At 67.7% G+C, this 24,870-nt stretch carries 20 protein-coding genes and 1 tRNA gene; 11 read left to right on the top strand and 10 right to left on the bottom strand.

Annotated features, from left to right (window positions below; translation table 11 throughout):
• The first annotated feature begins 218 nt into the window (after window positions 1-218).
• Both AC07NC_RS04700 and AC07NC_RS04695 read left to right on the top strand, forming a co-directional pair.
• Window positions 219-1,892, top strand: coding sequence for an MFS transporter (locus AC07NC_RS04700; RefSeq protein WP_008262186.1), 1,674 nt, complete (start codon window positions 219-221; stop codon window positions 1,890-1,892).
• 106 nt (window positions 1,893-1,998) lie between these two features.
• The gene (locus AC07NC_RS04695; protein WP_494568741.1) at window positions 1,999-5,379 is read left to right on the top strand and encodes a hybrid sensor histidine kinase/response regulator; all 3,381 of its coding nucleotides are present in this window, start codon (window positions 1,999-2,001) and stop codon (window positions 5,377-5,379) included.
• Here the strand turns inward: AC07NC_RS04695 and AC07NC_RS04690 are convergent.
• Entirely contained in the window at window positions 5,376-5,987 is a 612-nt protein-coding gene (locus AC07NC_RS04690; protein WP_494568740.1) for a response regulator, read from the bottom strand. The two genes, AC07NC_RS04695 and AC07NC_RS04690, sit on opposite strands and share 4 nt — an antisense overlap.
• 160 nt (window positions 5,988-6,147) lie before the next feature.
• Between AC07NC_RS04690 and AC07NC_RS04685 the strand changes: the two genes are divergently transcribed.
• The 3 genes from AC07NC_RS04685 to AC07NC_RS04675 all read left to right on the top strand — a co-directional run bounded on the left by AC07NC_RS04685 (window position 6,148) and on the right by AC07NC_RS04675 (window position 10,463).
• A complete protein-coding gene (locus tag AC07NC_RS04685; RefSeq protein WP_494568739.1) occupies window positions 6,148-7,497 on the top strand; it encodes a DcaP family trimeric outer membrane transporter in 1,350 nt (449 codons plus the stop codon).
• A 2-nt stretch (window positions 7,498-7,499) separates the two neighbouring features.
• Complete coding sequence (gene acs / locus AC07NC_RS04680) at window positions 7,500-9,452, top strand: acetate--CoA ligase (RefSeq protein WP_494568738.1); 1,953 nt, start codon at window positions 7,500-7,502, stop codon at window positions 9,450-9,452.
• A gap of 102 nt (window positions 9,453-9,554) precedes the next feature.
• On the top strand, window positions 9,555-10,463 hold the full coding sequence (locus tag AC07NC_RS04675; protein WP_494568737.1) for an SDR family NAD(P)-dependent oxidoreductase: 909 nt from the start codon (window positions 9,555-9,557) through the stop codon (window positions 10,461-10,463).
• Between the two features lie 19 nt (window positions 10,464-10,482).
• Here the strand turns inward: AC07NC_RS04675 and AC07NC_RS04670 are convergent, their stop codons facing one another.
• Together AC07NC_RS04670 and AC07NC_RS04665 are read right to left on the bottom strand one after the other, a co-directional pair.
• A complete protein-coding gene (locus AC07NC_RS04670; protein WP_008261594.1) occupies window positions 10,483-11,241 on the bottom strand; it encodes a chorismate mutase in 759 nt (252 codons plus the stop codon).
• Between the two features lie 289 nt (window positions 11,242-11,530).
• Entirely contained in the window at window positions 11,531-12,097 is a 567-nt protein-coding gene (locus tag AC07NC_RS04665; RefSeq protein WP_008261806.1) for a prephenate dehydratase domain-containing protein, read from the bottom strand.
• 202 nt (window positions 12,098-12,299) lie between these two features.
• Here AC07NC_RS04665 and AC07NC_RS04660 point away from each other — a divergent pair, with 202 nt between their 5' ends.
• The gene (locus AC07NC_RS04660) at window positions 12,300-13,511 is read left to right on the top strand and encodes an FAD-dependent oxidoreductase (protein ID WP_494568736.1); all 1,212 of its coding nucleotides are present in this window, start codon (window positions 12,300-12,302) and stop codon (window positions 13,509-13,511) included.
• On the opposite strand, the gene AC07NC_RS04655 is transcribed toward AC07NC_RS04660, so the two are convergent.
• Both AC07NC_RS04655 and AC07NC_RS04650 read right to left on the bottom strand, forming a co-directional pair.
• Complete coding sequence (locus AC07NC_RS04655) at window positions 13,489-14,859, bottom strand: class II 3-deoxy-7-phosphoheptulonate synthase (protein WP_494568735.1); 1,371 nt, start codon at window positions 14,857-14,859, stop codon at window positions 13,489-13,491. The two genes, AC07NC_RS04660 and AC07NC_RS04655, sit on opposite strands and share 23 nt — an antisense overlap.
• A 66-nt stretch (window positions 14,860-14,925) precedes the next feature.
• A complete protein-coding gene (locus AC07NC_RS04650; RefSeq protein WP_008261426.1) occupies window positions 14,926-15,066 on the bottom strand; it encodes a hypothetical protein in 141 nt (46 codons plus the stop codon).
• Window positions 15,067-15,443: 377 nt separating this feature from the next.
• Here AC07NC_RS04650 and AC07NC_RS04645 point away from each other — a divergent pair, with 377 nt between their 5' ends.
• Window positions 15,444-15,656: a hypothetical protein gene (locus tag AC07NC_RS04645; RefSeq protein ID WP_494568734.1), complete on the top strand. Its 213-nt coding sequence runs from the start codon at window positions 15,444-15,446 to the stop codon at window positions 15,654-15,656.
• A gap of 160 nt (window positions 15,657-15,816) precedes the next feature.
• Window positions 15,817-17,034 carry an LL-diaminopimelate aminotransferase gene (locus AC07NC_RS04640; RefSeq protein WP_154726004.1) on the top strand — a complete coding sequence of 406 codons (1,218 nt, stop codon included), beginning with the start codon at window positions 15,817-15,819 and terminating at the stop codon, window positions 17,032-17,034.
• Between the two features lie 25 nt (window positions 17,035-17,059).
• On the opposite strand, the gene AC07NC_RS04635 is transcribed toward AC07NC_RS04640, so the two are convergent.
• From AC07NC_RS04635 to AC07NC_RS04620, 4 genes are all read right to left on the bottom strand, one after another.
• Window positions 17,060-17,272, bottom strand: coding sequence for a hypothetical protein (locus tag AC07NC_RS04635; RefSeq protein WP_035306857.1), 213 nt, complete (start codon window positions 17,270-17,272; stop codon window positions 17,060-17,062).
• A 65-nt stretch (window positions 17,273-17,337) separates the two neighbouring features.
• A tRNA-Val gene (locus AC07NC_RS04630) sits at window positions 17,338-17,412 on the bottom strand.
• Window positions 17,413-17,468: 56 nt separating this feature from the next.
• Window positions 17,469-18,758, bottom strand: a complete 1,290-nt coding sequence (locus AC07NC_RS04625) for a dicarboxylate/amino acid:cation symporter (RefSeq protein ID WP_494568733.1) — start codon at window positions 18,756-18,758, stop codon at window positions 17,469-17,471.
• 101 nt (window positions 18,759-18,859) lie between these two features.
• A complete protein-coding gene (locus tag AC07NC_RS04620) occupies window positions 18,860-19,579 on the bottom strand; it encodes an HAD-IA family hydrolase (RefSeq protein WP_494568732.1) in 720 nt (239 codons plus the stop codon).
• A 58-nt stretch (window positions 19,580-19,637) separates the two neighbouring features.
• Between AC07NC_RS04620 and glmU the strand changes: the two genes are divergently transcribed.
• The 3 genes from glmU to gor all read left to right on the top strand — a co-directional run bounded on the left by glmU (window position 19,638) and on the right by gor (window position 23,203).
• Complete coding sequence (gene glmU, locus AC07NC_RS04615) at window positions 19,638-21,002, top strand: bifunctional UDP-N-acetylglucosamine diphosphorylase/glucosamine-1-phosphate N-acetyltransferase GlmU (protein WP_494568731.1); 1,365 nt, start codon at window positions 19,638-19,640, stop codon at window positions 21,000-21,002.
• Window positions 20,999-21,682, top strand: coding sequence for a ribose-5-phosphate isomerase RpiA (gene rpiA / locus AC07NC_RS04610; RefSeq protein WP_494568730.1), 684 nt, complete (start codon window positions 20,999-21,001; stop codon window positions 21,680-21,682). Before glmU ends, rpiA begins: the two co-directional genes overlap by 4 nt.
• Window positions 21,683-21,820: 138 nt before the next feature.
• A complete protein-coding gene (gene gor, locus AC07NC_RS04605) occupies window positions 21,821-23,203 on the top strand; it encodes a glutathione-disulfide reductase (protein ID WP_494568729.1) in 1,383 nt (460 codons plus the stop codon).
• 30 nt (window positions 23,204-23,233) lie between these two features.
• On the opposite strand, the gene AC07NC_RS04600 is transcribed toward gor, so the two are convergent.
• Window positions 23,234-24,811, bottom strand: coding sequence for a carboxylesterase/lipase family protein (locus AC07NC_RS04600; RefSeq protein ID WP_494568728.1), 1,578 nt, complete (start codon window positions 24,809-24,811; stop codon window positions 23,234-23,236).
• Window positions 24,812-24,870 lie beyond the last annotated feature (59 nt).

Raw genomic sequence — 24,870 nt, 5'->3', positions numbered from 1 at the left:
CAAAAGCCGTGTCGGCGGGAGAATCCAGCGATTGGGGAAAACTGACAGTATAGTCACTCGCCGAGGGCTAAATTGCGCATAATATATCTTAGGCGCATAATGGATACGACCAAAGTCTCCCTGACGCTTGCCGCGCGACGATGCCAACGTCCCTGCAATGCGCAGCGTATGCGGCGTGAAACGGTCGGAAAGACCTGATAGCTGGGAGGCTAACGCAAATGACGGACAGCGCCATTGGTGCGCCGGTCGATGATGAATATGTGGTCGGCAAGAACGACAAGCTGGTGATCCTGGCGTCGTCGGTCGGCACTGTCATCGAGTGGTATGATTTCTATCTGTACGGGTCGCTCGCCGCGATCATCACCGTGCAGTTCTTCTCCGGCGTGAATGAGACGACCGGCTATATCTTCGCCCTGATGGCCTTCGCCGCCGGTTTCGCGGTGCGGCCGTTCGGCGCGATCGTCTTCGGGCGCCTGGGCGATCTGTGGGGCCGCAAGAACACCTTCCTGGTCACCATGCTGCTGATGGGCCTCTCGACCTTCGTGGTCGGTCTTCTGCCGCCCTACGCCGCCATCGGCATCGCGGCGCCCATCATCCTGGTGCTGATGCGCCTGATCCAGGGCCTGGCCCTGGGCGGCGAGTACGGCGGCGCCGCCACCTATGTCGCCGAGCATGCGCCGCACGGCAAACGCGGCTTCTACACCTCCTTCATCCAGATCACGGCGACCGCCGGCCTGGTGCTCAGCCTGGTGGTCATCCTGGGCGTTCGCGTCGCTGTGGGTGAAGAAGCCTTTGCGGAATGGGGCTGGCGGATTCCGTTCCTGGTCTCGATCCTGCTGCTGGCCGTGTCGCTGTGGATCCGCCTGAAGCTGTCCGAGAGCCCTTCGTTCAAGCGGATGAAGGCCGAGGGCAAGGGCTCCAAGACCCCGCTGAAGGACTCGTTCGGCAAATGGCCCAATCTGAAGCTGGTGCTGATCGCCCTGCTGGGCCTGACCGCCGGCCAGGCCGTGATCTGGTACACGGGCCAGTTCTACGCCCTGTTCTTCCTGGAACGGGTGATGAAGCTGGACGCCACCCTGGTCTATGTGATGCTGACCATCGCTCTGGTCGCGGCCTCGCCCTTCTTCATCTTCTGGGGCTGGCTGTCGGACAAGGTGGGGCGCAAGCCGGTCATCCTGGCCGGGTGCCTGATCGCCGCCCTCACCTATTTCCCGCTGTTCAACGCCCTGACCCAGGCCGCCAATCCGCGCCTGGCCGCCGCCGCCGCCTCGGCGCCGGTCGTGGTCTATGCCGATCCGGCGGACTGCAACGTCCAGTTCGACCCCATCGGCAAGACGGTGTTCAACCAGTCCTGCGACGTGGCCAAGTCGCATCTGGCCAAGGCCGGCGTCACCTACACCAATGTCGCGGCGCCTGCCGGGACGGTGGCCGAGGTTCGCATCGGTGATCAGTCGGTCGTCCAGAGCTTCCGCGGCGACGCCATGACCCCGGCGGACTTCGCGGCTCAGAAGAAGACCTGGGACAAGGGCCTGAGCGAGGCCCTGACCGCCGCCGGCTATCCGGCCAAGGCGGACAGCGCCCTGGTCAACAAGCCGATGGTGGTGCTGATCCTGTTCATCCTCGGCTTCTATGTGACCATGGTCTACGGACCGATCGCGGCCGCCCTGGTCGAGATGTTCCCGACCAATATCCGCTACACCTCCATGTCCCTGCCCTATCATATCGGCAACGGCTGGTTCGGCGGCTTCCTGCCGACGACGGCCTTCGCCATCGTGGCGGCGACCGGAAACATCTACTCCGGCCTCTGGTATCCGATCATCGTGGCGCTGGCGACGGTCGTGCTGGGCTTCCTGCTGGTCAAGGAAGGCAAGGACGTCGATCTGAACGCCTGATCCTGCTTTCGGGCGTGATGAGGGGCGGGCTGTCTTCGGACAGCCCGCCCTTTCATTTGCCTGTCCGCCCTTGTGAAACCCACCCTGCACGGTTCACATCCCGCTCATGTTCAGCCTGGTGATCCTCGGCCTCGTGGCCGGCTATATGGCGATCCTGTTCGCCGTCGCCTGGTGGCAGGAGCGGCCTGCGGCGCAGGCGCGGGGCCGCGCGCTCGCGCCCTGGGTCTACGCCCTGTCGCTGGCCATCTACTGCACGTCCTGGACCTATTATGGGGCGGTCGGCACCGCTGCCCGCGATGGGTGGGAGTATCTGCCCATCTATATCGGACCCGTGATCGGTCTGACCCTGCTCTTCCCCCTATGGCGACGCATAGCCGCCGCCGCCCGGCGCGAGAACGTGGGGTCGATGGCGGACTTCGTGGCGTCACGCTACGGCAAGAGCCAGACCTTGGGCGCCGCAGTCACCATCGTGGCCATCCTGGGCTCCCTGCCCTATATCGCGCTGCAGCTGAAATCCCTGTCGATGGCCGGCGCCCTGCTGACCGCGGGCACGCCGGTGGCGGGGGGAGAACGGCTGACTGTTCTGGCGCTGGCCGGGGTTCTGGCGGGGTTCGCCATCCTGTTCGGCGCCCGACGCCCGGACCTGACCGAACATAATCGCGGTCTGATCCAGGCCATCGGCCTGGAATCCCTGGTCAAGCTGGGCGCCCTGCTGTTCGTGGCGATCTTCGCCCTGATCCTGCTGATCCACGACGGATCGAGCCCGCGTATCGTCGAGGGGCTGGGCGCCCTCGCCTCGCCGCCCGAGATCACGCCGCGCTTCACGGCCATCACCCTAGTCTCGACCCTGGCCATCTTCTGCCTGCCGCGCCAGTTCCACGTCGCCTTCGTCGAGGGCGCCCAGCCGGCGGACGTGAAGAAGGCCCGCTGGATTTTTCCGATCTATCTTCTTCTGACCAGCCTGGCCGTCCTGCCCCTGGTCGCGGCGGGGGCCCTGTTCGCGCCGGCGGCGAACCCCGATCTTCTGGTGCTGGCCCTGCCGTTCGGGCGGGGTGAGTCCTGGTTGACGGCCATCGTGTTCGTGGGCGGCTTCTCTGCCGCCACGGCCATGGTGATCGTCGAGGCCGTGGCCCTGTCGGCCATGGTCTCCAACAGTCTGATCCTGCCCTTCCTGGCCCGCGACCGATGGCGGGTCAGAGGCGACTCGTCGGACATGGCCGGCACGATCCTGCAGGTGCGGCGCGGCGCCATCGTCGCCGTGCTTCTGCTGGCCTGGCTCTATTATCAGGCGACGGACCAGTCTCGCGGGCTGGCCGCCATGGGTCTGGTGTCCTTCGCCGCCATGGCCCAGTTGGCGCCGTCCCTGTTCGGGGCGGTGCTGTGGCGCGGCGGGCATGCCCATGGCGCTCTGGCGGGCATGAGCGTCGGGGTTTTCGTGTGGATCGTCATGCTGGCCCTGCCCCAGTTGGCGCCCGGCGCCCCCTGGCATCTGCATGTCATGATGGGGGTGAAGGATCCGCTGGCTCTGGGCGTCTTCGTCAGCCTGGGGCTGAACCTCGTCGCCTATGTCGGGGTGTCGCGCTTCGCCCAGCCGCGTCTGATCGATCGGGTGCAGGCGCGGGCCTTCGTGGATCGGCTGGGGCCGGACTGGCTGGAGTCGAAGCCGTCGCCGTCCGGCGCCTCGGTCGGCGACCTGCGCGCCCTGGTCGCGCGCTTCATCGGCGACGAGCGGGCCGAACGGGCCTTCGCCGCCTGGAGCGCGGAGACCGACATCCGGCTTCGCGACGCCGACCCGGCCGACGCCGGCCTCGCCCGCGCCGCCGAACGGATGCTGGCCGGCGCCATCGGCGCGGCCTCGGCGCGGCGGGTCATCGCCGCCGCCCTGGCCGGCGGCGGTCGTGCGCCAGAGGATGTCGTGCGGATGCTGGACGAGGCCTCCCAGGCCGTGCAGTTCAGCCGCGACCTGCTGCAGACCACCCTGGACAATATCGACCAGGGCGTGATTGTGGTGGACGAAGATCTACGTGTAACCGCTTGGAATCGCCGCTATGTCGAGATGTTCGGCCTGCCCGTCGGCTTCGTCCATGTCGGCCTGTCGATCGCCAGCATCTATCGGCTGAACGCCGAGCGCGGCGAGAGCCCGGACGATATCGAGGCCTGGGTGGAGCGCCGGCTGGAGGCCCTGAGCCGGCGTATCCCGCACGATCACGAACGGCGCCAGCCCGACGGCCGGGTCTTGCGGTCCTCCGGCGCCCCCATCCCCGGCGGCGGCTATGTCACCAGCTACACCGACATCACCGCCCTGCGCCGGGCCGCCCGTCAGCTGGAAGAGGCCAACGAACGTCTGGAAGCCCGCGTGGCCGATCGCACCGCCCGGCTGGACGAGGCCCGGCGCGTGGCGGAGGACGCGACGGCGTCCAAGACCCGTTTCCTGGCCGCCGCCAGCCATGACCTGCTGCAGCCCCTGCACGCCGCCCGCCTGTTCATCGCCGCCCTGAAGGAGGAGCCGGCGGTTTCCGGCCCCGGGGCCGAACCGACCAGCCGCACCCTGGCCGTCAACGCCGACCGCGCCATCGACAGCGCCCACCGCCTGCTGACCGCTCTGCTGAACCTGTCCAAGCTGGAGGCGGGCGGGGTCAAGGCGGCCGTGACCCGCCTGTCGCTGGACGGTCTGTTCGACGAACTGAGACGCGAATATGCGCCGGTGGCCGAGGCCAAGGGACTGGTTCTGACCCTTGTGCCCAGCCGCCTGTGGGTCTCGTCCGACCGGGATCTGCTGCGGTCCATGCTGCAGAACCTGATCGCCAACGCCATCCGCTATACGGACGCCGGTCGGGTGCTGGTCGGGGCGAGGCGGAGCGGCGACGCCGTGCGGCTGCTGGTCTGCGACACCGGACGCGGCATCCCCGATGCGGAACAGGAGATGGTGTTCGGCGAGTTCGTGCGCCTGCCCGGCGCCCCTGTCGACGAGCCGGGCGCCGGACTGGGTCTGGCTATCGTGCGCCGCTTGTCCAGCCTGCTGGACCATCCGCTGGAGTTGAACTCCCGCTTCGGGCGCGGCACCATCTTCCGCATCACTGTGCCGCGCAGCCCGCCGGATCGGGTCGTCGAGACCGCGCCTACGCATGAGGTCCGCCTGCCCCTGGCCGGTCTGCGCGTCCTGTGCGTGGACAACGAGCCGGTGATCCTGGACGCGCTGAACGCCCTGCTGACCCGCTGGGGCGCGCGCCCCACCCTGGTCTCTGGGGTCGAGGCGGCCATGGCCGCGCAAGGGCCGTTCGACGCCGCCGTCGTCGATCTGCACCTGGGCGACGGGCCGGACGGATTCGCCGTCATCGACTGGCTGCGGCCGCGCGGGGTGCGCCGGATCGCCCTGGTCACGGCCGACACCCGGGACGGGCTGAACGAAAAGGCCGCCGCCGCCGGGGCCGTGCTGCTGCCCAAGCCGATCAAGCCAGCGACCCTGAAGGCCTTCCTGTCGAGCTAGGCGGGATCCATCTGTTTGGCCAGGATCACCGCCTGGGTGCGGTTATGGACCCCCAGTTTGCGGAAGACGCTGGTCAGATGCGCCTTGATCGTGGCCTCGGACACGCCGAGGTCGAAGGCGATCTGCTTGTTCAGACGGCCGGCCTTCAGGCCTTCGAGGATACGCAACTGCGACGGCGTCAGGCTGGCGACCCGCGCCGGCAGGTCGTCGTCCGCGACGTCCGGCGTCTCCGGCGCCCAGCCGTCGCCGGCCAGGATGGCGGCGATGGCCTCGACCATCTGCGGAAGACTTGCCGACTTGGGAATGAAGCCGGCGGCGCCCAGACCCAGGGCGTGGCGCACGACCGTGGCGTCTTCACTGGCCGACACCACGGCGACCGGCACGGTCGGATGTTCGGCGCGGATGGCGGCCAGACCCGCCATGCCCTCGCTGTCCGACAGTTTCAGGTCCAGCAGCAGCAGATCGACCCCCCCGATGTTCAGGGCGGTTCGGGCTTCGGCCAGACTGGCGCATTCGTCGATCCGCACCCCTGGCGCGGCCTTGTCGACAGCCGAACGCAGCGCGGCGCGAAACAGCGGGTGATCGTCGGCGACGACGATACGATCCATAAGGCGTCCTTCCCTTGCACGGCATGCTTGTCGGCCGCGTCGTCGACAGCATGGCGTGGTTCGACTTTGGTCGAAACTAGACCAATGGCTAATGGCCGCCTACGGCCCAAAAGGAAAGGTTCACACAGGACGCCCGCATCAGATGGGCGCGGGAGGAACCATGATGATCAAGTCCAGTCTTCTGGGCGGGTGCGTGGCTGCGGCCATGAGTCTCGCGCCCGGCGCCGCCTTCGCCCAGGACGCCCAGGCCGCGCTCGAAGCCCGTATCGCCCAGCTCGAAGCCGAGTTGAACAGCCTCAAGACCGAAGTCGTCGCCGCCCGCACCCAGCAGGCGGCGCAGCAGCAGGACATCATCCGGCTGGAGACCCGTCCTGCCCCCCCGCCCCCGGTCCCGCAGGCGGCCGCGCCCAGCGACGGCTTCCGCATCGGCGACCACACGGTGAAGTTCGGCGGCTTCGTCAAGGTCGACGCCTCGGCCTCGAACTATTCCGGCGGCGATCCGGCCAACGGCGACGCCCTGCGCGAGTTCCACATTCCCGGCTCCATTCCCATCGGCGGCGCCGACGAGGATACGGCGACCGACTTCAACGCCCGCCAGACCCGCTTCTGGCTGACGACCGATGGACTGGTCGGCGGCCACAAGGTCGGCACGCGGCTCGAGATGGACTTCCAGACCCTGCCCGGCACGGCGGACCAGCGCACCACCAGCCCGGCCAACCCGGCCCTGCGCCGCGCCTTCGTCACCATCGACAACTGGCTGATCGGCCAGGAGTGGACCAATTTCCAGAACACCGCTGTCCTGCCGGAATCCGCTGACTTCATCGGCGCGGCCGAGGGCACGGTCTTCGCCCGCCAGGTTCAGGTGCGATACACGCGCGGACCCTTCTCGATCTCGGTCGAGAACCCCGAGACGACCGTCACCCCGTTCAGCGGCGGAGCACGGATCATCGCCGACGACAGCAGTCTTCCGGACTTCACCGCCCGCTACGCCGTGGCGCAGCCGTGGGGGGATCTGCAGTTCGCCGGTCTGTTGCGTCAGCTGAAATATCAGAACCCGGCGACGGACATCGATTCCACCGCCACGGGCTGGGGCCTGTCCGCCTCGACCAAGATCAAGGTCGGGGCCAAGGACGACCTCCGACTGATGGTGACGGGCGGCGAAGGCATCGGCCGTTATGTGGGGCTGAACTTCTCTAACGACGCTGTGCTGGACGCCTCGGGCGAACTGGATGCGATCAGCGTCGTCGCCGGCTTCGCCGCCTATCGTCACGTCTGGGCGCCCGGCTGGCGTTCCAGCCTGATCTGGTCGGCCCAGAAGGTGGACAACGACACCAGCGTGACCGGTCTGGCCGTCAACCGGTCCGCCCAGAGCATCCACGCCAACTTGATCTGGTCGCCCGTTACGGCGTTTGATGTGGGGGCCGAGCTGATGTTCGCTGATCGCGAAATCGAATCCGGCGCGAGCGGCGACATGACCCGACTGATCCTGTTCGCCAAATACGGATTCTGAAAATGCTGGAGACGTCTCGCGTGCCCGATTCCGAACTCTACCCCGTTCCCGCAGACTTCGCCGCCCGTGCCCACATGGACCGGCAGGCCTATGAGGCGGCGCGGGTTGCGGCGCGCGAGACGCCCGAAGCCTTCTGGTCCGAGCAGGCCCAGCGCCTCGACTGGATCAAGGCGCCGACCAAGATCAAGGACGTCTCCTTCAAGAAGGAAGATTTCCGCATCCGCTGGTTCGAGGACGGCGTCCTGAACGTCGCCGCCAACTGCATCGACCGTCACCTGCCCCATCGCCAGGACGAGACGGCCATCATATGGGAAGGCGACGACCCGGCCGACAGCCAGCACATCACCTATGGCCGGCTTCACGACGAAGTCTGCCGCATGGCCAATGTGCTGAAGGCGCATGGCGCCAGGAAGGGCGACCGGATCACCATCTATATGCCGATGATCCCCGAGGCCGCCTACGCCATGCTGGCCTGCGCCCGCATCGGGGCGGTCCATTCCGTGGTCTTCGGCGGCTTTTCACCCGACAGCCTGTGCGGCCGGATCGAGGACTGCGGCTCCACCCTGGTCATCACCGCCGACGAGGGCGTGCGGGGCGGCAAGATCGTGCCGCTGAAGGCCAATGTCGATGCGGCCCTGGAGAAGGTGAAGGTCGACACCGTCCTGGTGATCCGTCGCACCGGCGCCGACGTGCCGATGATCGAGGGCCGCGACGTGGACTACGCCGTCGAGGCCGCCAAGGCCGCGACCGAATGCCCGTCCGAGCCGATGAACGCGGAAGATCCGTTGTTTATCCTCTACACCTCAGGCTCCACTGGAAAGCCGAAAGGCGTTCTTCACACGACCGGCGGCTACCTGTTCTGGGCCGCCTGGACCCATGAGCTGACCTTCGACTATCGTCCCGGCGAGGTCTTCTGGTGCACCGCCGACGTGGGCTGGGTCACGGGCCACTCGTATCTGGTCTATGGGCCGCTGGCGAATGCGGCGACCACCCTGATGTTCGAAGGCGTGCCAAACTACCCCGACGCCAGCCGTTTCTGGCAGGTGGTGGACAAGCACAAGGTCGAGGCCTTCTACACCGCCCCCACGGCCCTGCGCGCCCTGATGCGCGAAGGCGACGCGCCCGTGAAGGCGACCTCGCGCAAGTCGCTGCGGGTGCTCGGCACGGTCGGCGAACCGATCAATCCCGAGGCCTGGCGCTGGTATCACGAGGTGGTCGGAGACGGCCGCTGCCCCGTCGTGGACACCTGGTGGCAGACCGAAACCGGCGGGCATCTGATCACCCCCCTGCCCGGCGCCACGGACCTGAAGCCTGGCTCGGCCACCCTGCCCCTGCCCGGCGTCGAACTGCAGATCGTCGATGCGGAGGGCCAGGAACTGGTCGGCGCCGTCTCGGGCAATCTGTGCATCACCGACAGCTGGCCGGGCCAGATGCGCACCGTCTATGGCGACGACCAGCGCTTCTTCGACACCTATTTCTCGACCTACCCGGGCCGGTATTTCACCGGCGACGGCTGCCGCCGGGATCAGGACGGCTATTACTGGATCACCGGCCGGGTCGACGACGTCATCAATGTCTCGGGCCACCGGATGGGCACGGCCGAGATCGAGAGCGCCCTGGTGCTGCACGACGATGTCGCCGAGGCGGCCGTGGTCGGCTATCCCCACGACATCAAGGGCCAGGGCATCTACGCCTATGTCACCCTGAACAAGGGGGTCGAGGCGACCGAGGATCTGCGCAAGGCCCTGGGGGCCCATGTCCGCCGCGAGATCGGTCCGATCGCCACGCCCGACGTGATCCAGTGGGCCCCCGGCCTGCCCAAGACCCGGTCGGGCAAGATCATGCGCCGCATCCTGCGCAAGATCGCCGAGAACGAGATCGGAGCCTTGGGCGACACCTCGACCCTGGCCGATCCGTCCGTCGTCGAGGATCTGGTCCAGAACCGCGCGGGCTGAGCACGCCAGCCGGGCTTGTGCACCGCCTCCAGTCTCGTCAAAACCGGACCAAGGGGCCGGCCGTAGCGCCGAACGCCTCAGGCCTTGGGTGGAGACGACGAGATGACGATCCGATTTGACGGCCAGGTGGCCATTGTGACGGGCGCGGGCGGCGGTCTGGGGCGGGAACACGCCCTGGCCCTGGCGGCGCGCGGGGCCAAGATAGTGGTCAATGATCTGGGCGGCGCCCGCGACGGTTCGGGCGGTTCGGCCACCGCCGCCGAGGCCGTGGTCGCCGAGATCGAGGCGGCCGGCGGCGAGGCCATCGCCAATGCCGCCTCGGTGACCGACTTCGCCGCCGTTCAGGCCATGGTCGAGGCGGCCGTGGCGAAATGGGGTCGGGTCGATCTGCTGGTCAACAACGCCGGGGTGCTGCGGGACAAAAGTTTCGCCAAGATGGAGCTGGAGGATTTCCGCTTCGTCGTCGACGTCCATCTGATGGGAGCGGTCAACTGCACCAAGGCGGTGTGGGAGATCATGCGGGCTCAGAATTACGGTCGGATCGTCATGACGACCTCGTCGTCCGGCCTGTACGGCAATTTCGGCCAGTCGAACTATGGCGCGGCCAAGATGGCGCTGGTCGGACTGATGCAGACCCTGTCGATCGAGGGGGCCAAGAACGACATCCGCGTCAACTGCCTGGCGCCCACCGCCCATACGCGCATGACCGAAGACCTGGGCGCCGCCCTGCCCCTTGAGGCCCTGGGGCCGGAGTTGGTCACGCCGGGCCTGCTGTATCTACTGAGCCGGGACGCGCCCAGCCGCTGTATCCTGGCGGCGGGCGCCGGCGGGTTCGAGCGCGCCTATGTCACCCTGACCGAGGGCGTCCACATCACCGGCGAGGATGCGCCGGAACAGGTGGCGGCCCGGTTCGACGCCATCTCCGACCGGTCGAAAGAGATCGTGCCGGAGATGGGCGCCGCCCAGGGGATGATCGAACTGACCAAGGCCCAGAAGGCGCACGCTTCCTGAGCCGCATCAGTCGGCGCGGTCAGCCGATCGCGCCGACGCAGCCTTCCGCCTCGCCGGGCGTCAGTTCCGCCTCGGTCAGGGCGATGGTCCAGCCGTGGTGGGTGTTCAGACCCCAGCGACGCGCGCCGCCGCCGTCGCCCGCATCACCGCCGGCGGTGACGACGACGCGGCGGCCCCTGGGCAGCGCCGGCGGGTCGATCTTGCCCACGGCCAGAGACGTCGGCGTCTCGCCGCCGTAACCGTCGAATACGCTCAGCATCGACCATTCGCGCCGCAGGCCCATCCACCAGGCGTCCTCGGTGTTGATGGCCAGGACGGCGACCCCGTGACCCTCGGCGGCGAAGGCCAGGGCCTTTTGCGGGTCGCGGACCATCTTGATGTCGGCGGCGGCGCCGAAACGCAGCCGGGCGCCGTCATAGGCGCGGGTCGGCTCGATGGGCGCCCAGACCTGGACCTGGAGCCGCCCCTGGCGCGCCAGGCCCCAGCCGATGATTTCGCGCCACAGGTGTTCGACGGCTTCGGCGTTCTCGGGCTGGGCCTTGGACAGCATGCGCGACAGAACGGTCTGTTCGCGGTCGGGGCGCAGCTTGGTGTGGGGGCCGGTGGGGGCGTCCTTGGCGCGGCCGACGGTGGCGGCGACGGCGAGGCGTTGTTCGAACAGGGCCAGGATCTGATCGTCGATGGCGTCGATCTCGGCGCGCAGGGCGGCCAGGGCCTGTTGTTCGGGGGTTAGTTCGACCACGTCAGGCCACACTTGCTGGACGTTGGAATTGGGCATGGGTTCGGGCTTTCGGCAAAGGGGGATTTCGATGTGCAGGGGCGGACAGCCGCTCTGGTCCAGAGCGGTCGCCGGCGAGACAGTCAGGGACGAAGAGCGCCCGACGCCTCAGCCGGCGTATCGAAAGCCGTAAAAGCCGTAGCCGAAATAGAGGCCGGAAACCGCGCGCGAACGGTCGAAGGAAACAGAAAGAACGCGCTGGCGGGACATGGGTCCGGGTCCGGTTATGCGGATCGATTGCGATCCGTGCGGCCTTAAAGCACGCAAAGACCGTGCGCCGTCAAGCCCTTCAGACGCCCAGCAGGACGAAACGCGTCCGGTTGTCGCTGGAATCCTGAAGATCGTTGCGCAGGATCGACAGGCCATAGACCTCCGCCGCGCCCACCGGCGCTACGGCCGCCTGGGTCGGATCGCCGGCCTCGGCGACGTCGCGGGCGGCGCCGGCGGTGTCGAAATGCTCGACCACGTTCAGCCTCATGCCCTTCAGCGTCTGTTCGCACTGGGCCAGGGCGATGGGATGGCTGAGCACCCGTTTCAGATCGGCGATCCGGGCGCCCTCAAGGCCCATCAACGCATGACGGATCGGCCGCCAGGCCTCCGCCACCACGGGGAGACCGGATTCGCGCACCAGGGTCGCCGCCGGTTCGACCACGCCGATGGACGAGTTCTCGACCGGGATCAGGGCGCAGTCGCAGTCCCCGGTCTTCAGCGCTTCAATTGCCGCTGCAAAGGTCTCGAAGGGCACGGCCACGTCCCAAGGCCGCAGGGCCGTGCAGGCCTCGTGGCTGAACGCCCCCGGCGCGCCCTGGTAGGCGACCCGGCCGGGCTTGTCGTCTTGGTGCGCAGGCGTATCCATATTCGTTACGTCCGGGATCGTCCCCGAACGCCCTTCCTTGTCGTTGGCCGCTGATCAGACGGAACATCCTTGTCCGCGCCATGGCCGTATCCGAGCGTATCTGCGGCGCCGCCCCTGTTCCGACAAGCCGAATATGGCGCCGGCCGGCTATCGAACCGGCTATGGGCGCGCTAGCCTTGCTGTTCCCGTTCCTGGAGGCTTCATGTCCGTCGTCTCTCGCTCCAGCCGTCGCGCCGTACTGACCGGCCTGGCGGGGACCGTCGCCGGCTGCGCCGCGACGCCCCCTGTCCCGCTCGCGGCCGGTTTCGCCCCGCGCCGGATCGCCCCGATCCTGATGGAGCCCGAACGAATCATCCGCATCACCGTCTGCACCCGCCCCTTCCGCCCCGCCGGCCCGCGTCTGGACGTGGAGACGGTCGGCGAGAGCAAGGTGGTTCACAACTACGGCCACGGCGGCAGCGGCTGGTCCCTGTCCTGGGGCTCCAGCGCCATAGCGGCGCGCAAGGCCATGGCCCTGGCCGGGGTTGTCGGCGGTCCGCCCGTCATCGCGGTGATCGGCAGCGGCGCCCTGGGTCTGACCTCGGCGCTCCAGCTTCAGCGGATGGGCGCGCGGGTGACCATCTACGCCCGAGAGCGCGCCGCCTTCACCCGTTCGATGCGCGCGACCGGCAGCTGGACGCCGGACAGCCGCATCGCCGACGCCGACCGCGTCTCGGCCGAATTTCCGGCCCTGTGGGAACAGATGGCGCGCGAGACCTATGCGACCCACCAGACCTATCTGGGGACGGAAGGCGATCCGGTCGTCTTCAGCGACCGCTATATCCTGTCGGGCGCAGCGGACCTGCCGCGTACGGCCGAACCGCCGCCGATCCGCACCGCGCCCGGCGTAAAGCCGATCCGCTTCGCCGAATACAGGCTGGACGGGCTGGCCCCGCGATCCTTCCCCCTCCCCGTTTCGGCCTCGCCCTTCCCGGTCCGGGAAACCCGGATGGTCAGCGCGATGCAGTTCAATGTCGCCGAACTGGCGCATCGGCTGGAGACCGAGTTTCTGAGCCAGGGCGGGCGGATCGAGACCCGCACGTTCAACGCTCCGGCGGACCTGACCACCCTGCCCGAGAAGATCGTGATCAACTGCACCGGCTATGGCGCAAAAGCCCTGTTCGAGGACAAGGAGATGATCCCGGTGCGCGGTCAGATCGCCTGGCTCGCGCCCCAGCCGGAGGCGAACTACGGCCTGCATTTCCGGGGCGTGACCGTGCTGTCGCGACCGGACGGTATCGTGGTTCAGGCCACGCGCAACGACATGAACGGCGTCGGCATCGACGACGAGACGCCGGACCGGGACGAGGCGAACGCGACCATCGGCCTCGTCGCCCCGCTGTTTCCGTCGATCAGGCGGCTTCCGACCGGCTGATCCGCCCCGACTTCAGCCGCTCGGCCACCAGGAAGGCCAGCTCCAGCGCCTGGTCGGCGTTCAGGCGCGGGTCGCAGTGGGTATGATAGCGGTTGGACAGGTCGTCCTCGGTCACGGCCTGGGCGCCGCCGATGCACTCGGTGACGTTCTGACCGGTCATCTCCAGGTGGACGCCGCCGGGGTGGACGCCCTCGGACTCAGCCACGTCGATGAAGGTCCGCACCTCGCCCAAGATCCGGTCGAACGGCCGGGTCTTGTAGCCGTTGCCGGCCTTCAGCGTATTGCCGTGCATCGGGTCGATCGACCAGATCACCTTGCGGCCCGAGGCCTTCACTTCGCGCATCAGCTTGGGCAGGCGCTCGCCGACCTTGTCGTGACCGAAACGGCCGATCAAGGTCAGGCGACCCGAGACATTGTCCGGGTTCAGGGCGTCGATCAGCGGCAACAGGTCGTCGGCCGTCATCGTCGGTCCGCACTTGACGCCGATAGGGTTCCTGATCCCCTTCATGAACTCGACATGGGCGCCGTCCAGCTGGCGCGTCCGCTCGCCGATCCACAGCATGTGGGCCGAGGTGTCGAACCATTCGCCCGAACCGCCGTCCAGCCGCGTCAGGGCGCTCTCGACGTTGAGCAACAGGGCCTCGTGGCTGGTGAAGACCTCGACCCGGCTCAGGTCCGGATGGCTCTCGGGCGTGACGCCGACGGCCTCCATAAAGGCCAGGGCCTCGGTGATCTTGTCGGCCAGTTCGCGATACTGGGCGCCCGCGGCGTTGTCGCCCGCGAAGCCCAGGGTCCAGCGATGGATGTTGTACAGATCGGCGTAACCGCCGCCGGCGAAAGCGCGCAGCAGGTTCAGGGTCGAGGCCGACTGGTTGTAGGCGCGGATCAACCGTTGCGGATCAGGCGCGCGCTCTTCCGGCGTGAAGCCCATGCCGTTGATGATGTCGCCGCGATAGCTGGGCAGTTCGACGCCGTCGATCTCTTCCAGCGGCGACGAGCGCGGCTTGGCGAACTGACCCGCGATCCGGCCGACCTTCACCACCGGCTTGCGTCCGGCGAAGGTCAGAACGACCGCCATCTGCAGGATCAGGCGGAAGGTGTCGCGGATATTGTCGGTCGAGAACTCCTTGAAGCTCTCGGCGCAGTCGCCGCCCTGGAGCAGGAAGGCCTCGCCCCGCTCGACCTGGGCCAGTTTCGACGTCAGGCGGCGCGCCTCGCCCGCAAAGACGAGCGGCGGCAGGGCGCGCAACTCGTCCTCGACGGCGGCGAGGGCTTTGGGATCTGGATAGTCCGCCGGCATGTGCAGGGCGGTCTTGGTTCTCCAGCTTTCGGGGGTCCAGCGTGTCATCGGGCAAGAATAGGGCTTTGCGGCCGCTCAAACAACGAAAACACGAATGGATTTTGCCGTTGAGCCTCAGTCTTCGGCGGGCGGCGCCTTTTCCGCCGCATCCGCCGCCTTGCGTTCGGCCTTGGCGGCCGCCTTTTCAGCCGCCTTTATGGCCGCCGCGCGCTCACGTTCCTGCCGTTCGAAACTGTAGTTGGGCTTGCGGGCCATGGGCGTCCTCGTATGGTCGATAGTCTGGCCCCAAACTGACGGCCCGCCACGCGGGACGCAATCGCCAAATCGCTCCGTCCGCTGACGTGAGCCTACAGAAGGCGCTCCTTGCGGGTCAGAAACTTGGCCAGGCGGTGCAGCACGATCAGAATCTCGGCGAAGATTGTCATGCGGTCTGAACGCCTCTTGCGCCTTGATGTTCATCCGCCGACCCATCGGCCGCACCCTCCCGTCGATCTGGCCCGCGCCTTGGATGTCCGCGCCGGATGGACGTAGCGGGGCGTGAATTTTCGACGACATCGACCGGACGACTCTGGCGCTCGCCCTCGCCTCGCCCATCTGTGATCGGGGGCGAGTCGACAGACCAGAGGTGCGATATGAGGCCCTATGACCTGACCCTGGACGAGATGCTGGCCGACCCCATGGTGCGGCAGTTGATGGATCGCGACGGCGTGGCTGAAGCCCAGGTGCGGCGTCTGTCCGAGCATATACGCCGGCGTCGCGGTCCGGGGCTTGGCCCGACGGCAGGCTCCGGCTTCGCCGTTCGTTACGACGTCGTCGCTCCGGAGCCCCAGAACTTCGCCGACTGACCGGCCAGAACGCACGGTTCATGCCGGAGACGGCGCCCTCCGGCGCCGGATCAGATGTTTTTGGCGTAAAAACCATGGAAACGGACGATCTTTCGGTATCGCAGCGTCGCCATTGATGGCATCGCTGACGCCCTCTTTTCCTGCCCCTGCGAAGTTCGACATGTCCGAAGAATTCTACCGCATGAAACGCCTGCCTCCGTATGTGATCGCGGAGACCAACGCCATGCGCGCCACCGCCCGCGCGGCCGGCGAGGACGTCATCGACCTGGGCATGGGCAATCCCGATCTGCCGCCGCCGCCGCACGTGATCGATAAGCTGTGCGAAGTGGCGCGCAAGCCCGACGCCCACGGCTATTCGGCGTCGCGCGGCATTCCCGGCCTGCGTCGCGCCCAGGCCAACTACTACGCCCGCCGTTTCGGCGTGGACCTGGATCCCGACGCCGAGGTGATCGTCACCATGGGCTCCAAGGAAGGTCTGGCCAGTCTGGCGACGGCCATCACCGAACCCGGCGACGTCGTCCTGGCGCCCAACCCCTCCTACCCGATCCACACCTTCGGCTTCATCATCGCCGGGGCGGCGATCCGCAGCGTGCCGACCACGCCGGACGAGCGCTATTTCGAAAGCCTCGAACGGGCCATGGCCTACACCGTGCCGCGCCCCAAGGTGCTGGTGATGAACTATCCGTCCAATCCGACGGCGGAAACGGTCGATCTGGCCTTCTATGAACGGGTCGTCGCCTTCGCCAAGGCCAACGACCTGTGGATCATCAGCGACCTGGCCTATTCCGAGCTCTATTATGACGGCAAGCCGACCGTCTCGATCCTGCAGGTGCCGGGCGCCAAGGATGTGGCCGTCGAATTCACCTCGCTGAGCAAGACCTACAGCATGGCCGGCTGGCGGATCGGCTTCGCGGTCGGCAATCCCAGGCTGATCGCCGCCATGGCGCGGGTGAAATCCTATCTCGACTATGGCGCCTATACGCCCATCCAGGCGGCGGCCGTCGCCGCCCTGAACGGGCCGCAGGACATCGTCGAGCAGAACCGCGCCCTGTATCACCGTCGCCGTGACGTGCTGGTCGATAGTTTCGGCCGCGCCGGCTGGGAGATCCCCAAGCCCGCCGCCTCCATGTTCGCCTGGGCGCCCCTGCCCCCGGCCCTGGCCCATCTGGGCAGCCTGGAGTTTTCCAAGCAACTGTTGACCCACGCCAAGGTCGCGGTCGCTGCGGGGGTCGGCTACGGCGAAAACGGCGAGGGTTTCGTCCGTATCGCCCTGGTCGAGAACGAGCAGCGCATCCGTCAGGCCGGGCGCAACATCAAGACCTATCTGAAGTCCATGGGCGTCAACGTGCCCCCCGGCCGGGACGTGCCCGACGTCTGATTCTCCCAATTGGTTTGGGAGCCGGCTACGGCCGGCTTCGGACTTCCCAGTCCAGGGTCCAGCGATTGGCGCCGGCCCGCTTCAGCTCGCTGACGGCGGCGGGCACCTGCCGGTCCAGCCCATCCAGCAGGGCTACGCCCTGGCTGACCGAGGCGACGGTGGCGTTGGTCTGCCAGAAGGGGCCGCCCAGGCCTCTCAGCGAGAAACGGATGTGGACGGTGTCATTGACCTGGGGCATCGGCGTTTCCATCGGCGGCTGCGCGCGGCGACGCGGCTATCGGGAACGGGCGGGAACGGAGAAGATGGTGGATGCGACAGGGATTGAACCTGTGACCCCCTCGGTGTGAACGAGGTGCTCTCCCGCTGAGCTACGCATCCATGCCTTGCGGAGGCGGCGACATAGCCCGGTCGCCCGCCCCGCGCAAGCGTCCGTTTCAGATTCCTGCGGCCCGGACCGCCTCGGGCGTCTCCGCCTCCGGATCGCCGGGCAGCCAGGCGACGTGACCGTTGTAGATGTCCTCGTTCAGGATCCCCTCCTCCTTGGCCACCAGCACCGGCACCAGCATCTGGCCGGTCACGTTGGTCGCCGTGCGCATCATGTCGATGATCCGGTCGATGGCGACGATATAGCCGATGCCTTCCAGCGGCAGGCCCGCCGTGGACAGGGTCAGGGTCAGCATGACGATGGAGGTCCCCGGCACCCCCGCCGTGCCCAATGAGCCCAGCACCGCCGTCAGACCGATCAGGATATATTGGGTCAGGGTCAGGTCGATCTGGAAATACTGGGCGATGAAGATCGAGGCGATGGCCGGATAGATGGCCCCGCACCCGTCCATCTTCACATTGGCGCCCAGGGGCACGGCGAAGGCGGCATAGGCCTGGGGCACGCCCAGACGCTCGACCGTCTGGCGCAGGGTGATGGGCAAGGTGCCCAGCGAGGACGAGGTGGCGAACGCCGTCTGCTGGGCGGCGAAGGCGCCGCGGAAGAAGCTGGTGACTTTCAGCCCATGCAATTTCAGCAGGCCTGAATAGACCACCAGGATATGGAACAGGCAGGCCGCATAGATGGCGACGATGAACTTCAGCAGCGGCAGCAGGGCCTCCCAGCCATAGCCGCCGACGACCGAGCCGATCAGGCCGAACACGCCGATGGGCGTCAGCTGGATCACCCAGCGGGTGATGCGGAAGATGACCGCGGCGCCTTCGTCCACCAGACGCCGCACCCCCTGGGCCCGGTCGCCCAGGGCCACCAGGGCCACCCCGACCAGGGCCGAGAAGAAGATGATCTGCAGCACCTTGCCCTCGGCCAGGGCCGCGAACGGATTGGTCGGCACCACCCCGATCAGCACCTCCAGCGGGGTCGGGATCACCCGGTCCTTGACCTCGCCCAGCGGCAGGTTGGACAGGCCCACGCCCGGATTGATGATATGGCCGAAGGCGAAACCGACCAGCACGGCAAGCAGTGAGGTGATGGCGAACCAGATGATGGTCCGCACCCCCAGCCGCACCGCCCCGGCCCCCTCCCCCAGTTTGGCGATGGAGCTGGCGATGGTGAACAGCACCAGGGGCGCCACCACCATCCGGATCAGGTTCAGATAGACGTCGCCGATGGGCTGCAGCCAGACCTCGGCCCGTTCGCGCAGGATCAGCCCCGCGACAACGCCCAGGGCCAGGCCGGCGAAGGTGCGTTGCCACAGGGGTATTCTGAAGAAACGAGCGAACATGGAGGCGCTTTCGACAAGGGGTGCGCCAAACTGGTCATCGCGCCGGCTATCCGCAACCGCGCGAGTGCGGGTTCAGACCCCAGATTTACTGTCCGGCGCCCTCAGAATTTCAGCGCTCTCATCACGTAGAAGTCGGACAGGACGCCGTCGATCGCCTCCTCGACGTCCTCGAAGGCGTCAATCAGGACGTCGCCGCCCAGGGTTTCGACCGGAACCGGCGTGTAGCCGAAGGTCGTCAGAATACAGGGCATGCCTGCGTCCCGCGCCGCTTCGGCGTCCGGCGCTGCGTCTCCGACCATGATGGCCCGTTCTGGGTCGCCGCCGCCCTTGACCACGGCCTCCTTCAGATGAGCGCCTGCGGGCTTTCGCGCGCTGACCCGATCCGGCCCGACGATGGCGGCGAAATGCCGGGTCAGGCCCAGCTTCTCGAGCAGAAGCTCTGACAGGTCCGACCGCTTGTTGGTCGCCACCACCAGGATCGCCCCGCGTTCGCTCAGCCGCTCCAGCGTCTCGACCACCCCCTCGAACGGCTGCGAACCGTCGGCGATGTGGGCGGTGTAATCGACCAGAAACCGCTCGAACAGCTCGTCCGATTGCGCCCGTTCGACCGATGCCCCGGCCGCCTCGAACCCATGAACCAGCAGCGCCCGCGCCCCCGAACCGATCAGGGTGGAGGCGGCTTCCATCGGCACGGGCGGCAACCCTTCCTCGACCAGCAACCGGTTCAGGGTTCCGGTCAGGTCCGGCGCGGAATCGACCAGGGTCCCGTCCAGGTCGAAGACAATGGTCCAGCCTTCCAGGTCGCGATCGGTCATCCACATCTCCCGCTGGCCCGCATGATGGGCTAGATCGCAGGACGACTAGACGCCGGAACGATTCATGACCAGCCAGACGCGCCCTCGCGCCGCCATCATTCTCGCCGCCGGCCAGGGCACCCGGATGAAATCGCCCCTGCCCAAGGTGCTGCATCCGGTCGGCGGTCGCGCCATGCTGGACCACGCCATTGACGCCGCCCAGGCCCTGGGCTGTCAGAAGATCATCGTGGTGGTCGGAACCCATTCGCCCGCGGTCCGCGCCCATGTCGTCAAACGCCTTGGCGAGGCGGCCATCGCCGTTCAGGACCCGCCCCTGGGCACCGGCCACGCCGTCCGCGCCGCCGAACAGGCCCTGGCCGGGTTCGACGGGGATGTGGTCGTGACCTATGGCGACGTGCCTCTGCTGAAGGCCGCCGACATCGAACCGGTGTTCAACCCCGAGGGCCTGACCGTCATCGGCTTCGAGGCGCGCGATCCGGGCGCCTATGGCCGGCTGATCCTCGACGGCGACGCCCTGGCCGCCATCACCGAGGCCAAGGAGGCCTCGCCCGAGGTCCTGGCGATCACGGCCTGCAACTCCGGCGTCATGGCCGCTCCGGCGGACCTGCTGTTCGCCCTCCTCGCCGATGTCCGAAACGACAACGCCAAGGGCGAATACTATCTGACCGACGTGGTCGAACTGGCCCGCAAGGCCGGCCGCCCGACCCGCGCCGTCTTCGCGGCCGAGGATTCGGTCATGGGCGTCAATTCCCAGGCCGAACTGGCCCAGGCCGAGGCCCTGTTCCAGAGCGTCCAGCGGGACGCCTTCCTGGCCGCCGGCGTCACCATGGCCGCGCCCGACACCGTCCACTTCGCCTGGGACACTCAGGTCGGCGGCGGAACCGTGATCGAGCCCTTCGTCGTCTTCGGTCCCGGCGCGGTGATCGAGGGCGGCGCCCGTATCCGCAGCTTCAGCCATATCGAGGGGGCGCGCGTGGCGTCCGGCGCCGAGGTCGGCCCCTACGCCCGCCTGCGGCCCGGCGCGGACCTGGCCGAGGGGGTCAAGATCGGCAATTTCGTCGAGGTGAAGAATGTGAAGATGGCCGCAGGCGCCAAGGCCAATCACCTGGCCTATCTGGGCGACGGCTCGATCGGCGCGGCCGCCAACATCGGCGCCGGAACCATCTTCTGCAACTACGACGGCTTCAACAAGGCGCAGACCGAGGTCGGCGCCGGCGCCTTCGTCGGTTCGAACTCCAGCCTGGTCGCCCCGGTCGTCATCGGCGACGGCGCCATCGTCGCCTCGGGCTCCGTGATCACCGAGGACGTGCCGGCCGACGCCCTCGCCTTCGGCCGCGCCCGTCAAACCCTCAAGCCGGACGCCGGCGCCGCCTTCCGCGAGAAGGCCAAAGCCAGGAAGGAAGCGGCGAAGGCCGCCAAGCTGAAATGAGCGATCTACAGAAGAAGAACGCCGGCGAGGCCGCTGCGGCCCATGTCGAGGCCGGCATGATCGTCGGCCTGGGCACCGGCTCGACCGCCGCCTGGTTCGTCAAGGCCCTGGCGGCGCGCGGCCTTTCTGGGCTGCGCTGCGTCCCGACCTCCGAGAAGACCGCCGATCTGGCGCGCGAACTGGGGCTGACCCTGTCGACGCTGGAAGACACGCCCCGCATCGACCTGACCGTCGACGGCGCCGACGAGGTCGGTCCCGGCCTGGCCCTTATCAAGGGCGGCGGCGCGGCCCTGCTGCGTGAGAAACTGGTCTGGGAAGCGTCCAGCCGCTGTATCGTCATCGCCGACGCCGCCAAGGTGGTGCCGGTCCTGGGCGCCTTCCCCCTGCCGATCGAGGTCGTCGCCTTCGGTCACAAGACCACGGCCAACCGTATCGCCGACGTCCTGGTCGACCACGACATCAACTCGCCGGCCCGCGTGCGCCAGGCGGATCGCGGCCTGGTCCGCACCGACGGCGGCAATCTGATCTATGACGCCGGCTGCAAGGCCATCCATGATCCGGTCCGTCTGGCCGATGATCTGAAACTGATCACGGGCGTGGTCGAACACGGCCTGTTTCTGGACCTGGCCGACCTGGCGATCATCGGCACGGACAGCGGGGTCGAAACCCTGACGCCCTGATCTCCCTCCACCTGGCGACCTTGCTCCTGGGTGTCCCGGCGCCTAAGTCCCACGCCTCGCCCCCGGTGTGACCGGAACCGATTTCAGACGATTCAGACTATTCAGACGCTGTTTTTTTGAGTCTGAACGGAGCACCCGATGGCCGACTACGACTACGACCTCTTCGTCATCGGCGCCGGCTCCGGCGGCGTCCGCGCCGCGCGCCTGACCGCCCTGGGCGGCAAGAAGGTCGCGGTGGCTGAGGAATACCGCGTCGGCGGCACCTGCGTCATCCGGGGCTGTGTGCCCAAGAAATTCATGGTCATGGCCTCCGAGGTCAGCCACGCGCTCGAGATCGCCGAGGGCTACGGCTGGTCCTTCGACAACGCCCGGTTCGACTGGCCGACCTTCCTGGAGGCCAAGGACGTCGAGATCGCCCGCCTGTCGGGCATCTACGCCGCCAATCTGGGCAAGGCCGGGGTCGAGCTGGTCCACGGCCGCGCCGTGCTGAAGGACGCCCATACGGTCGAGATCGTCGGCAAGAATCAGACCTTCACCGCCGAGAAGATCCTGATCGCTACGGGCGGCCGCCCGTGGAAGCCGGAAAGCCTGGAGGGCATCGAACACGCCATCACCTCCGAAGAAGCCTTCCACCTGCCCGAACTGCCCAAACGCATCCTGATCGCAGGCGGCGGCTATATCGCGGTGGAGTTCGCGGGGATCTTCGCCGGCCTGGGCGTCGAGACGACCCTGATCTACCGGGGCCCCAATATCCTGCGCGGCTTCGACGACGATGTGCGCGCCCACCTGGCCGGCGAGATCGAGAAGCGCGGGATCAAGGTCGTCCTGGGCTGCCAGCACGAGAAGATCGAGAAGACCGCCACCGGCCTGGTCAACCACCTCGAGAACGGGATGAAGCTGGAGACCGACGTGGTCATGTTCGCCACAGGCCGCATCCCCCACGTCAAGGACCTCGGCCTGGAGGCGGCCGGCGTCGAACTGAACGACGAGGGCGCGATCAGGGTCGATCCCTGGTCCAAGACGACGGCCGACAACATCTGGGCCATCGGCGACGTGACCGACCGGATGAACCTGACCCCCGTCGCCATCCGCGAGGCCGTCGCCTTCCACCAGACCGTCTATCGCGACAATCCCCAGCATTTCGACTACGAGGCTGTCGCCACCGCCGTCTTCAGCCAGCCGCCCGTGGGCATCGTCGGCCTGACGGAATCCGAGGCGCGTCGGTCGTGTTCCACCGGGGTCGATGTCTATCTGACCCGTTTCCGGCCGATGAAATACGCCTTCACCGGATCAGAGGAGCGCGTCCTCATGAAGCTGGTGGTCGACGCCGAAAGCCAAAGGGTGGTCGGCGTCCACATCGTGGGGCCCGACAGCCCGGAAATGATCCAGCTCGCCGCCATCGCCGTGAAGGCCGGCCTGACCAAGGCCCAATGGGACGCCACCTGCGCGGTCCACCCGACCATGGCCGAGGAACTGGTCACGATGAGAGAAAAGCAATCGGGCGCGACCTCGGCGGGGTGACGGCGGCGTCTTTGACGGCCGGACATCTGTCTAATAGTGCGTTTTTACAGTAACTTGTGGCGACTTGCTGATAGTGTGAGGCCGCTCCCGGAACCGTTTGATCAGATCCAGCCGCGCGCTGTCCGGAACCGGCGTGGCGCTGGGGCCGTCGTTGCGGAACAGCATCAGCTGAGTGTCGCCGCCCCCGGCCATCGGCCAGTCCGGCCGCCCCACCCCATTGGGGTCGCCGGACCGCGAGAAGGCGGTCCAGTAGCCCATCATCGCCGCCGAGGCCGCGACATCCGCCTCCCGGACCGGATAGGGCAGCAGCGGCAGGGTGCCGAACACATAGGGGCGCTCGATGGCGTGGGTCGCCCCGCCGTGCGGTTCGGGATTGTCCGGCGACGAGATGTCGAACCGGTATAGATAGGCCGGATGCCCCGCCGCCGCGTGCAGCCGCGCCAGCCGCCGCGCCGGCTCGGAGAAGACCGCGTCGGTGATGAAGCCCCGGTCGAAGCCCGCCTCCCCGCCATAGGCCGCCGTGATCGTGGCCCGCTCCAGCCAGGTCAGGTCGTCGTCGATCATGCCGTAGCCGTTGCGATCCGTCGGCTTCATCCACCAGAACTCGGCGCTGTTGGTCCCGATCACCATCGGCACAGGCGCCTGCCGCCCGGCTCGGAAGGCCGCTTCCACGGTCGAGGGCACGATCCGGCCGTCGATCAGGGACAGATCTCCGTTAGCGAAGACGGGCGCCGGGGTCAGCAGCAGCTCGACCGGCGCAGCGCGCAGATCGGCCGCAGTCAACAGGTTATGACCGTGGGCCCAGACCTCGCCCCGCTCACGCGCCGACGGCAGGTCGTAGGCGCCGCGCCGGTCCAGCGGGGTCTGCAACTCGCGCCCCAGGCCCGACTGCACGATGGCGCGGTCGAACAGGCCCCGCGCCGGCGGCGAAATCATCATCCGGGTGACGATGGCCCCGCCCGCCGACTCCCCGAAGATCGTCACATTGGCCGGGTCGCCGCCGAAGACCGCGATGTTCGCCCTGACCCACTGCAGGGCCGCGATGACGTCCATCAGGCCGTAGTTGCCCGCCGCCTCGTCCGCCGGTCGTTCCGCCGCCAGGGCCGGGTGATCGAAGAAGCCCAACCGGCCCAGCCGATAGTTCATCGAGACCACGACCATGCCCTGACGGGCCAGATGGGATCCGTCGTACAGGGCCGCCGTGCCCGATCCATTGACCAGGCCCCCGCCGTGGATCCACACCATGACCGGGGCCGGCGACGCGGCGACGTCGGTCGGCCGCCACACATTCAGGTTCAGGCAGTCCTCGCTCATCGGCAAGGGCCCCACGCCGGGGTCGCCCTGCGGCGTGGCCTGGATGCAGATCGGCCCATAGGTCGAGGCGTCGCGCCGCCCTTCCCAGGTCGGCGCCGCGCCCGGCGGCCGCCAGCGCAGTTCCGCCACCGGCGGGGCGGCATAGGGAATGTTCTTGAACGCGGCGACCGTGTCGTCGGCCCGCCCGGCCAGCACGCCCTGAGCCAACTGGACGACCGGCTGTTCGGGAGGCGGCTGATCTGTCGGTTGAGCCATCATGAGGGAGAGGGTGGCCAAGGCGCCGGCAAATGTCATGTCCCGTCCTTAGCAAATTCTCCTGACACGCCAATGACGATCAGGTGAAAGGCGAATTC

The sequence above is a fragment of the Brevundimonas sp. GW821-FHT10A07 genome, from assembly GCF_059415785.1.
This window is presented reverse-complemented; position numbering and strand designations above follow the sequence as displayed.